This is a genomic window from Mesorhizobium sp. CAU 1741 (assembly GCF_039839275.1).
GTDB lineage: Bacteria > Pseudomonadota > Alphaproteobacteria > Rhizobiales > Rhizobiaceae > Aerobium.
Window position 1 is genome coordinate 18,390 of the sequence record NZ_JBDOQP010000009.1, and the last position, 10,641, is coordinate 29,030.

Annotated in this window: 7 protein-coding genes; 6 read left to right on the forward strand and 1 reads right to left on the reverse strand. The window is 61.9% G+C overall.

Features of this window, described 5'->3' with window-relative positions; genetic code table 11:
• The first annotated feature begins 97 nt into the window (after positions 1–97).
• Both rpoC and AAFN84_RS24660 read left to right on the forward strand, forming a co-directional pair.
• Positions 98–4,297, forward strand: a complete 4,200-nt coding sequence (rpoC, locus tag AAFN84_RS24655) for a DNA-directed RNA polymerase subunit beta' (protein ID WP_347517394.1) — start codon at positions 98–100, stop codon at positions 4,295–4,297.
• Positions 4,298–4,673: 376 nt separating this feature from the next.
• On the forward strand, positions 4,674–5,777 hold the full coding sequence (locus AAFN84_RS24660; RefSeq protein ID WP_347517395.1) for a hypothetical protein: 1,104 nt from the start codon (positions 4,674–4,676) through the stop codon (positions 5,775–5,777).
• Positions 5,778–6,019: 242 nt separating this feature from the next.
• On the opposite strand, the gene AAFN84_RS24665 is transcribed toward AAFN84_RS24660, so the two are convergent.
• Complete coding sequence (locus AAFN84_RS24665) at positions 6,020–6,301, reverse strand: transcriptional regulator (protein ID WP_347517396.1); 282 nt, start codon at positions 6,299–6,301, stop codon at positions 6,020–6,022.
• A gap of 468 nt (positions 6,302–6,769) precedes the next feature.
• On the opposite strand from AAFN84_RS24665, the gene rpsL reads away from it, so the two are divergent.
• From rpsL to AAFN84_RS24685, 4 genes are all read left to right on the forward strand, one after another.
• Positions 6,770–7,141, forward strand: a complete 372-nt coding sequence (rpsL, locus tag AAFN84_RS24670; protein ID WP_024585419.1) for a 30S ribosomal protein S12 — start codon at positions 6,770–6,772, stop codon at positions 7,139–7,141.
• 60 nt (positions 7,142–7,201) lie between these two features.
• Positions 7,202–7,672, forward strand: coding sequence for a 30S ribosomal protein S7 (gene rpsG / locus AAFN84_RS24675; RefSeq protein WP_347517397.1), 471 nt, complete (start codon positions 7,202–7,204; stop codon positions 7,670–7,672).
• 30 nt (positions 7,673–7,702) lie between these two features.
• A complete protein-coding gene (fusA, locus tag AAFN84_RS24680) occupies positions 7,703–9,793 on the forward strand; it encodes an elongation factor G (RefSeq protein ID WP_347517399.1) in 2,091 nt (696 codons plus the stop codon).
• 65 nt (positions 9,794–9,858) lie between these two features.
• Positions 9,859–10,641, forward strand: a 783-nt coding sequence (locus AAFN84_RS24685) for an elongation factor Tu (protein WP_347517400.1), incomplete at its 3' end; no start/stop codon positions are given.

Consider the following 10,641-nt stretch of genomic DNA (forward strand, 5'->3'; position numbering starts at 1 on the left):
CCGCGGCGCGCCGCAAGATTTTGACGGCGACGACGACACGTGCGTCGCGCCGATGTTCCAGATAAGGGGCACCATCCCGCCCCATAAGGAGAACGGCATGAACCAAGAGGTCATGAATCTTTTCAACCCTCAGGCGCCGGCCCAGACCTTCGATTCCATCCGGATTTCGCTCGCCAGCCCGGAGAAGATTCAGTCCTGGTCCTTCGGTGAGATCAAGAAGCCGGAGACCATCAACTACCGTACGTTCAAGCCGGAACGCGACGGTCTCTTCTGCGCGCGCATTTTCGGTCCCATCAAGGACTATGAGTGCCTGTGCGGCAAGTACAAGCGCATGAAGTACAAGGGCGTCATCTGCGAGAAGTGCGGCGTCGAGGTCACGCTGTCGCGCGTGCGCCGTGAGCGCATGGGCCACATCGAGCTGGCTGCACCCGTAGCCCACATCTGGTTCCTCAAGTCGCTGCCGTCGCGCATCGGCACGCTGCTGGACATGACGCTCAAGGACATCGAGCGGGTTCTCTACTTCGAGAACTACATCGTGACCGAGCCGGGCCTCACCGCGCTCAAGGAGCACCAGCTCCTGTCCGAAGAAGAGTACATGATCGCCGTCGACGAGTATGGCGAGGACTCCTTCACGGCGATGATCGGCGCCGAGGCCATCCACGAACTTCTCTCGGGCATGGACCTGGAGAGGATCGCGGGCGACCTGCGTTCGGAACTGGCCTCGACCACGTCGGAGCTGAAGCAGAAGAAGCTTCTCAAGCGCCTGAAGGTCGTCGAGAACTTCATGGAGTCCGGCAATCGCCCGGAGTGGATGATCATGAAGATCATTCCCGTGATTCCGCCGGACCTGCGTCCGCTGGTGCCGCTCGACGGCGGCCGTTTCGCGACGTCCGACCTGAACGACCTGTACCGTCGCGTGATCAACCGCAACAACCGCTTGAAGCGGCTGATCGAACTGCGCGCGCCGGGCATCATCATCCGCAACGAGAAGCGCATGCTTCAGGAGGCCGTCGACGCTCTGTTCGACAACGGCCGCCGCGGCCGCGTCATCACGGGCGCCAATAAGCGCCCGCTGAAGTCGCTGTCCGACATGCTCAAGGGCAAGCAGGGCCGGTTCCGCCAGAACCTGCTCGGCAAGCGCGTCGACTATTCCGGTCGTTCGGTCATCGTGACCGGTCCGGAGCTGAAGCTGCACCAGTGCGGGCTGCCGAAGAAGATGGCGCTCGAGCTGTTCAAGCCGTTCATCTACGCCCGTCTCGACGCCAAGGGCTATTCGTCCACCGTCAAGCAGGCCAAGAAGCTGGTCGAGAAGGAAAAGCCGGAAGTCTGGGATATCCTCGACGAGGTCATCCGCGAGCATCCGGTGCTGCTCAACCGCGCGCCGACGCTTCACCGTCTCGGCATCCAGGCGTTTGAGCCGATCCTGATCGAAGGCAAGGCAATCCAGCTTCACCCGCTGGTCTGCACGGCCTTCAACGCCGACTTCGATGGCGACCAGATGGCCGTGCACGTCCCGCTTTCGCTGGAAGCCCAGCTCGAAGCGCGCGTCTTGATGATGTCGACCAACAACATCCTTCACCCGGCCTCCGGCGCACCGATCATCGTGCCGTCGCAGGACATGGTGTTGGGCCTGTACTACCTGTCGATCGTCAACCAGAACGAGCCGGGCGAGGGCATGGCGTTTGCCGACATGGGCGAACTGCACCACGCGCTCGAGACCAAGGCAGTGACGCTGCACACCAAGATCAAGGGCCGCTTCAAGACGGTCGATGCGGATGGCAAGCTCGTCTCGAAGATCTACGACACGACTCCTGGCCGCATGATCATCGGTGAACTGCTGCCGAAGAACGTCAACGTGCCGTTCGAGACCGCAAACCAGGAAATGACCAAGAAGAACATCTCCAAGATGATCGACACGGTCTACCGTCACTGCGGCCAGAAGGAGACTGTGATCTTCTGCGACCGCATCATGCAGCTCGGCTTCGGCCACGCCTGCCGTGCCGGCATCTCGTTCGGCAAGGACGACATGCTCATCCCGGACACCAAGATCAAGCTGGTGGCCGACACGGAGGCGCTCGCGAAGGAATACGAGCAGCAGTACAATGACGGCCTGATCACCCAGGGCGAGAAGTACAACAAGGTCGTCGACGCCTGGGCGAAGTGCTCGGAAAAGGTCGCCGACGAGATGATGGGCCGCATCAAGGCGGTGGAGTTCGACGACAACGGCCGTCAGAAGCCGATGAACTCGATTTACATGATGTCGCACTCCGGTGCGCGTGGTTCGCCGACGCAGATGCGTCAGCTCGCCGGCATGCGCGGCCTGATGGCCAAGCCTTCCGGTGAGATCATCGAGACGCCGATCATCTCGAACTTCAAGGAAGGCCTGACCGTTCTCGAGTACTTCAACTCGACCCACGGTGCCCGCAAGGGCCTCGCCGACACCGCTTTGAAGACGGCGAATTCGGGCTACCTGACCCGTCGTCTGGTCGACGTGGCGCAGGACTGCATCGTCAACGCGGTCGATTGCGGCACCGACAAGGGCCTGACCATGCAGCCGATCGTGGATGCCGGTCAGGTGGTTGCGTCCCTCGGGTCGCGCGTCCTCGGCCGCACCTCGCTCGATGACGTCGTGCATCCGGTTTCCGGCGACGTTATCGTCAAGGCAGGCACGCTGATCGACGAACGCGATGTCGATGCGATCGAGAAGGCGAGCATTCAGACGCTGCGCATCCGCTCGGCACTGACATGTGAAGTCAGGACCGGTGTCTGTGCGGTCTGCTACGGTCGCGACCTTGCACGCGGCACGCCCGTCAACCAGGGCGAGGCTGTCGGCGTTATCGCGGCGCAGTCGATCGGCGAGCCGGGCACGCAGCTCACCATGCGTACCTTCCACATGGGCGGCACTGCGCAGGTCGTGGACTCGTCGTTCCTCGAGGCCTCCTACGAGGGCAAGGTGGCGATCCGCAACCGCAACGTGGTGCGCAACTCCGACGGCAATCTCGTCGTCATGGGGCGCAACATGGCCGTGTTGATCCTCGACGAGGCCGGCAAGGAACGCGCGGTTCACCGCGTCACCTACGGTTCGCGCATCTTCGTCGATGACGGCGATACCGTGAAGCGCGGCCAGCGCATCGCCGAGTGGGATCCGTACACCCGCCCGATCCTCACCGAACTCGGTGGCAAGGTGGCCTTCGAGGATCTGGTCGACGGCATCTCGGTGCAGGAAACGGCCGACGAGTCGACCGGTATCACCAAGCGCGAGGTCATCGACTGGCGTTCGACGCCACGTGGTACCGACCTCAAGCCGGCGATCACGGTTCTTGACGACAAGGGCAAGGTGCAGAAGCTGTCGAAGGGCGGCGACGCGCGCTTCCTGCTGTCGGTCGAGGCGATCCTGTCGGTCGAGCCGGGTTCCACCGTGCAGCCGGGCGACGTCGTCGCACGCCTGCCGATGGAGAGCGCCAAGACCAAGGACATTACCGGTGGTCTGCCGCGCGTTGCCGAACTGTTCGAGGCGCGTCGTCCGAAGGATCACGCCATCATCGCCGAGATCGATGGTACTGTCCGCTTCGGCCGGGACTACAAGAACAAGCGCCGCATCGTCATCGAGCCGCATGACGAGCAGCTCGAGCCGGTCGAGTACCTGATCCCGAAGGGCAAGCCTTTCCATCTCCAGGAAGGCGACTCCATCGAGAAGGGCGACTACATCCTCGACGGCAATCCGGCACCGCACGACATCCTGGCGATCAAGGGCGTGGAGGCACTCGCTTCCTATCTCGTCAACGAGATCCAGGAGGTCTACCGGTTGCAGGGCGTGTTGATCAACGACAAGCACATCGAGGTGATCGTTCGCCAGATGCTGCAGAAGGTCGAGATCACGGAGCAGGGCGACTCGACCTACATCCCGGGCGACCACGTCGACGTGATCGAACTGGACGAGATCAACGATCGCCTGATCGAGGACGGAAAGAAGCCGGCAGCCGGCCTGCCGGTGCTGCTTGGCATCACCAAGGCCTCGCTGCAGACGCCGTCCTTCATCTCTGCGGCTTCGTTCCAGGAGACCACACGCGTTCTCACCGAGGCAGCGGTTGCCGGCAAGACCGACACGCTGCAGGGCCTCAAGGAGAATGTCATCGTCGGCCGTCTCATCCCCGCCGGTACCGGCGGCCAGATGAGCCAGATCCGCCGGATCGCGACATCGCGTGATGAACTGATCCTCGACGAGCGCCGCAAGTCCTCAGGGGCTGAGTCGGCGGCGCCGATGCTGGCCGACCTGACGAACGACGCCGCCGAATAGGCGACGCCGTTCTCCAAGACTTCGAAGCCGCCGGCACTGCCGGCGGCTTTTTTCTTGTCCGTTGGCTGCGAGGGCGCAAGTAGACCGCGTTGGTTATCGCTGCACTGCAATAAGCGCCGTCAAGTCGTCGGCAGCTTCAATTGCGCCATGACTGTGCCAACCCGCGACGTGCACCCGAAGTAGAAGCAGCCTTGCCCGACTTGGGCAGCAGCGACCAATCCATCCCAGAATACTGGCGATTTCATCAAGCCGTTGAATTTATGCCTTGCTCCACTTTCGCTAGAGACAAAACCCGACAGCCTGTTATCGTGGCGTGGGGATTTGGGAGACATGTGTCATTCGAAGCGAGAATATTGTACGCCGCGTCGTCGGGGACGTGTCAGATCTATTGCGTGAAGCGGCGTGGGGAAGAATCGGCTGGGAGGTAATCTGCCGAAAGCTGACCGACGCACTGCCGGGCTCGATGATGAGCCTGATCAACTACGACATGCCGCGCGGGACCATAAATGCTGCATTCCAGCATGGCATGGCGCCGCATTACCTCGAATCCTACCGAGCCTACTACGCGTCGATCAATCCTTGGGTGGACTTCTGGGCCGGTCAACCACCCGGCAGGATCGGTCTTTCCGAGCGCGACAGTCCATCCGCGGCATTCCGCGACAGCGAATTCTTCAACGATTGGCTCGCACCACAGGGCAATGCGGAGGCGGGGGCAGGGCTGCGGCTCGATGTCGACGCGCACAACACGGTTGTCGTCGGTTGGCAGTACGAACTTGCCAGGCATGCGGACTATGACCCGCTGGGAGCGGAGATACTGGCCGAACTGAAACCGCGTCTTGGCTACGCCGTGCAGGGCGCGGCGCTGCTGCGGGCAGGCCTCGAAGGCGGCTTGCGGCTTGGTGCGCTGATCGAGCGCATCGACGGCGCCGCATTCCTCATCGACCGCGAACGGCGCATAAGCGAAGCCAATCGGGAAGCCGCAGCCGCGCTAGAGGGCGCGGTTCTGGTCGGCAGCTCTCATGGCGTGTTGTCTTTGCGCGACCCGACGGCGCAACGTTGGCTTGAGGAATCCGTCGGGCGCCTGGTCGACGGTCTGGCCGTCGCGAACAATGCCATCACCTTCGGGGCGGCGGAGAGGATCATGCGTGCGTCTCTCACGCCTGCACCCGAACACGCCGATGGCGGACCACCCTTGCTGGTGCGGCCCCGACCGCTGCTATTGCTGGTTATCGCGACGCTGATTGGTGGGCAGACCCGTCTCGACGCCACCGCGCTGCGCTATGCCTTCAACCTGTCGCAAGCCGAAATTCGTCTGTGCGAGGCGCTGGTCAATGGCCGGTCCCTGCTGGAGGCGGCCGAACTCCTCAACCTGTCGGAAGGAACTGTCCGCCAGCGCGTGAAATTGGTGTTCAACAAGACGGCAACACACCGCCAGGGTGAACTCGTCGCGCTGCTGGCTCGGTTTCGCGCCGACCAATAGCGTGGTGCCGTTCAGGTGACATACCCATTTGGGAGTATGTCCACATCTGCGATCAAGATATACAGGAGTCGGTTGCGCGGCATTCAGGTTTCGACCGAATCGCTTTTGCGACTGACGGTTGTGGTTCGTTTTCGGGATCGCATACCATTGACCGCCTGGCTGGTGGCCCCTGGTCAGGCGGTCCTTTTCCCGCAAAGTCTGGCTTGGCTTTGGTTCGCTGAAGGCGGACGACGGGTTTCGCCTCAAAAGGGCTCGTCGAACGAGACGATGGACACCTCGCCTTCAACCGCCCCTTGCCATGCCGAGAGATGCGGCTCGTCCTCGGGGGCACCTTCCATGTCGCCGATCTGGTCGAACTCCGCCTCGGCATAGCCCTCGCGGGCCAGTGCCTCCAGTGCGGTGCGCACCGCCGAATCGTCGTCGGGCGCAACGAGCATCACGTGCACGCCTTCGCTGGGGCCGCCTTTCTTGCGCCAGACCCTCCCTACGATGATCGTGACGGGACGTTGCTCATTGTCATTCATCAGGTGATTCCCTATCTACGCGTCAGGCATCAGCCTCGTGCCCCTTCTTGCATGTTTCGGCCATCGACGACAGGTCCGGGCGGGTCATGAAGCGACCGTCTTGCAGCCAGTTGACGCAATAATGTTGCCCGACGCGCGCCAGGAGGGTCCAAGTGCTGGTTTTGGCGGGATTCTTCCCCGCGTGCACTTGACGATGTCGGGTGTAGCGAGTAGAAGCCGCCTCGTCTGAGCCGATGTGAGGCTTTCCTTTTCGAGGCGACACGCCTTGGAGCAGGTCTCAAACAGGGTTCGTTTTTTAAGAGCGACTTGACATTTCCGGCTTGCATGAAGCGGTTTCCGCTTCCTCTGCGTTTGTTCGGGCAGGACCGCCTCAGGTGGTTTGTTGCCCGAATTGCCGTATGGAAATGGTCCTCCGGGCAGCTCTGTGAAGGGCTTGAGACACGAGTTTTGAGATAGAAGGAAGGTTTGATGCCTACCGTCAACCAGCTGATCCGCAAGCCGCGCATAGCGCCGGTGAAGCGCAATAAGGTTCCGGCCATGCAGGCCAACCCGCAGAAGCGGGGCGTATGCACGCGCGTCTATACGACGACGCCGAAGAAGCCGAACTCCGCATTGCGCAAGGTTGCGAAGATTCGCCTTGTCAACGGGTTCGAAGTGATCGGCTACATCCCGGGTGAAGGTCATAACCTTCAGGAGCACTCGGTGGTGATGATCCGTGGTGGTCGCGTCAAGGACCTTCCGGGCGTGCGTTATCACATCATCCGCGGCGTGCTCGACACGCAGGGTGTGAAGAACCGCAAGCAGCGCCGGTCCAAGTACGGCGCCAAGCGTCCGAAGTAAGGTTTCCTGGTTTCGGCGCTGCTTGTCGCGCCAGGCCGACGATCGTGAGAGACGAAGAACATGTCCCGACGCCATAGTGCAGAAAAGCGCGAGATCAATCCGGATCCGAAATTCGGCGATCTCGTGGTTACCAAGTTCATGAACGCCGTGATGTATCACGGCAAGAAGTCGGTCGCCGAGACCATCGTCTATGGCGCGCTGGACCAGGTTCAGACGAAGACGAAGCAGGAGCCGGTCACGGTCTTCCATCAGGCGCTCGACAATGTCGCGCCGCATGTGGAAGTGCGTTCGCGCCGCGTTGGCGGTGCCACGTACCAGGTTCCGGTCGATGTTCGTCCCGAGCGCCGCCAGGCCCTGGCGATCCGCTGGCTGATCACGGCTGCGCGCAAGCGCAACGAGACCACCATGGTCGACCGCCTGTCGGGCGAGTTGCTCGACGCGGCCAACAATCGCGGCACTGCTGTCAAGAAGCGTGAAGACACGCACAAGATGGCCGAAGCCAACCGCGCCTTCGCGCACTATCGCTGGTAATCCGGCGAGCTGGAATCGAGAGGCATTACCATGGCCCGCGAATACAAGATCCAAGACTACCGCAATTTCGGCATCATGGCCCACATCGATGCCGGCAAGACGACGACCACCGAGCGTATCCTTTTCTATACCGGTAAGTCGCACAAGATCGGCGAAGTCCATGACGGCGCGGCCACCATGGACTGGATGGAGCAGGAGCAGGAGCGCGGCATCACGATCACGTCCGCCGCGACGACGACCTTCTGGGAAGGCCGTGACGGCAAGAAGCGCCGCTTCAACATCATCGACACACCCGGCCACGTCGACTTCACCATTGAGGTCGAGCGTTCGCTGCGCGTTCTCGATGGCGCCATCGCGCTGCTGGACTCCAATGCCGGCGTCGAACCGCAGACCGAGACCGTGTGGCGCCAGGCCGAGAAGTATCACGTCCCGCGCATGATCTTCTGCAACAAGATGGACAAGACGGGCGCCGATTTCTATCGCTGCCTGGAGATGATCTCATCGCGCCTCGGTGCGGTTGCCGTGGCCATCCAGCTTCCGATTGGCGCCGAAAACGATTTCAAGGGCGTCATCGACCTCATCGAGATGAAGGCGCTCGTCTGGCGCGACGAGACACTCGGCGCACAGTGGGACATCACCGAGATTCCGGCCGATCTGAAGGACAAGGCCGAGGAATATCGCGAGAAGATGATCGAAGCCGCCGTCGAGATGGACGAGGCTGCGCTCGAGGCTTACCTCGAAGGCAACCTGCCGACCAACGACGAACTGCGCAAGCTCATCCGCAAGGGCACGATTGCCGTCAAGTTCCATCCGGTTCTGTGCGGCACCGCCTTCAAGAACAAGGGCGTGCAGCCTCTGCTCGACGCGGTCATCGACTTCCTGCCGTCGCCGGAAGAAGTTCCTGCGATCAAGGGTATCGATCCCAAGACCGAGGAAGAGACGACGCGCAAGTCCACCGACGAAGAGCCGCTGTCGATGCTGGCGTTCAAGATCATGAACGATCCCTTCGTCGGCTCCCTGACCTTCGCCCGCATCTATTCCGGCAAGGTCACCAAGGGCATGTCGCTCGAGAACACCGTCAAGGGCAAGAAGGAACGCATCGGTCGCATGCTGCAGATGCACTCCAACTCGCGTGAGGACATCGAGGAAGCGTTTGCTGGCGACATCGTGGCGCTGGCGGGTCTCAAGGACACCACCACGGGCGACACGCTGTGCGACCCGCTGAAGCCGGTGATCCTCGAGCGCATGGAGTTCCCCGAGCCGGTCATCCAGATCGCGATCGAGCCGAAGACCAAGGGCGACCAGGAAAAGATGGGCCTCGCGCTCAATCGCCTTGCCGCCGAGGACCCGTCCTTCCGCGTCAAGACCGACGAGGAAAGCGGCCAGACCATCATCGCGGGCATGGGCGAGCTGCACCTCGACATTCTCGTCGACCGCATGCGTCGCGAGTTCAAGGTGGAAGCCAATGTCGGCGCGCCGCAGGTTGCATACCGCGAGACCATCACGCGGGTTGCCGAAGTGGACTACACCCACAAGAAGCAGACCGGCGGTACGGGCCAGTTCGCACGCGTCAAGCTGGTGTTCGAGCCGAACCCGGAGAGCGAAGAGTTCGTCTTCGAGTCCAAGATCGTCGGCGGCGCGGTGCCGAAGGAATACATTCCTGGCGTCCAGAAGGGCATCCAGAGCGTGCTTTCTTCCGGTCCGGTTGCGGGCTTCCCGATGCTCGGCGTCAAGGCGACGCTGATCGACGGTGCCTTCCACGACGTCGACTCCTCGGTCCTGGCGTTCGAGATCGCTTCCCGTGCGGCCTTCCGTGAAGGCGCCCAGAAGGCGGGAGCGCAGCTTCTCGAGCCGATCATGAAGGTCGAGGTCGTGACGCCTGAGGAATATGTCGGCGGCGTGATCGGCGACATCAACGGTCGTCGCGGCCAGATCCAGGGTCAGGAGACCCGTGGCATCTTGGTCGTGGTGAACGCGATGGTGCCGTTGGCCAACATGTTCAAGTATGTCGACACGCTGCGTTCGATGTCCCAGGGCCGTGCCCAGTACACGATGCAGTTCGACCATTACGAGCCTGTTCCGACCGCAGTCGCCCAGGAAATCCAGAAGAAGTTCGCGTAACCGGATAGCGGACGCGCAAGCAGAAATAGTCGCCCGTCCGGGCGCGCAAGGAATGGAGAAGTCACATGGCCAAAGGTAAATTTGAGCGTAACAAGCCGCATGTGAACATTGGCACGATTGGTCACGTTGACCATGGCAAGACGTCGCTGACGGCTGCGATCACGAAGTATTTCGGCGAGTACCGCGCCTATGACCAGATTGACGCGGCGCCTGAGGAGAAGGCCCGCGGCATCACGATCTCGACGGCGCATGTCGAGTACGAGACGGAAGCGCGTCACTACGCGCATGTCGACTGCCCTGGCCACGCGGACTATGTGAAGAACATGATCACGGGTGCCGCGCAGATGGACGGTGCGATCCTGGTCGTTTCGGCTGCCGACGGCCCGATGCCGCAGACGCGCGAGCACATTCTTCTGGCGCGCCAGGTTGGCGTTCCGGCGATCGTTGTGTTCCTTAACAAGGTCGACCAGGTCGACGATCCGGAGCTTCTCGAGCTTGTCGAGCTCGAGGTTCGCGAGCTTCTGTCGATGTACGAGTTCCCGGGCGACGACATTCCGATCGTTGCGGGTTCGGCGCTTGCGGCACTTGAGGATTCCAACAAGGAGATCGGCGAGGACGCGGTCCGCAAGCTGATGGCCGAAGTGGACAAGTACATCCCGACGCCGGAGCGTCCGATCGACCAGCCGTTCCTGATGCCGATCGAGGACGTGTTCTCGATTTCGGGCCGCGGCACGGTCGTGACGGGTCGCGTGGAGCGCGGCATCGTGAAGGTCGGCGAGGAAGTCGAGATCGTCGGCATCCGCAACACGTCGAAGACGACGGTGACGGGCGTCGAGATGTTCCGCAAG

Excerpts from the sequence above, each read along its gene's own strand:
- rpoC (WP_347517394.1), top strand. The coding sequence starts at position 98 with ATGAACCAAGAGGTCATGAATCTTTTCAACCCTCAGGCGCCGGCCCAG.
- AAFN84_RS24665 (WP_347517396.1), bottom strand. The coding sequence starts at position 6,301 with ATGAATGACAATGAGCAACGTCCCGTCACGATCATCGTAGGGAGGGTC.
- rpsL (WP_024585419.1), top strand. The coding sequence starts at position 6,770 with ATGCCTACCGTCAACCAGCTGATCCGCAAGCCGCGCATAGCGCCGGTG.
- rpsG (WP_347517397.1), top strand. The coding sequence starts at position 7,202 with ATGTCCCGACGCCATAGTGCAGAAAAGCGCGAGATCAATCCGGATCCG.
- fusA (WP_347517399.1), top strand. The coding sequence starts at position 7,703 with ATGGCCCGCGAATACAAGATCCAAGACTACCGCAATTTCGGCATCATG.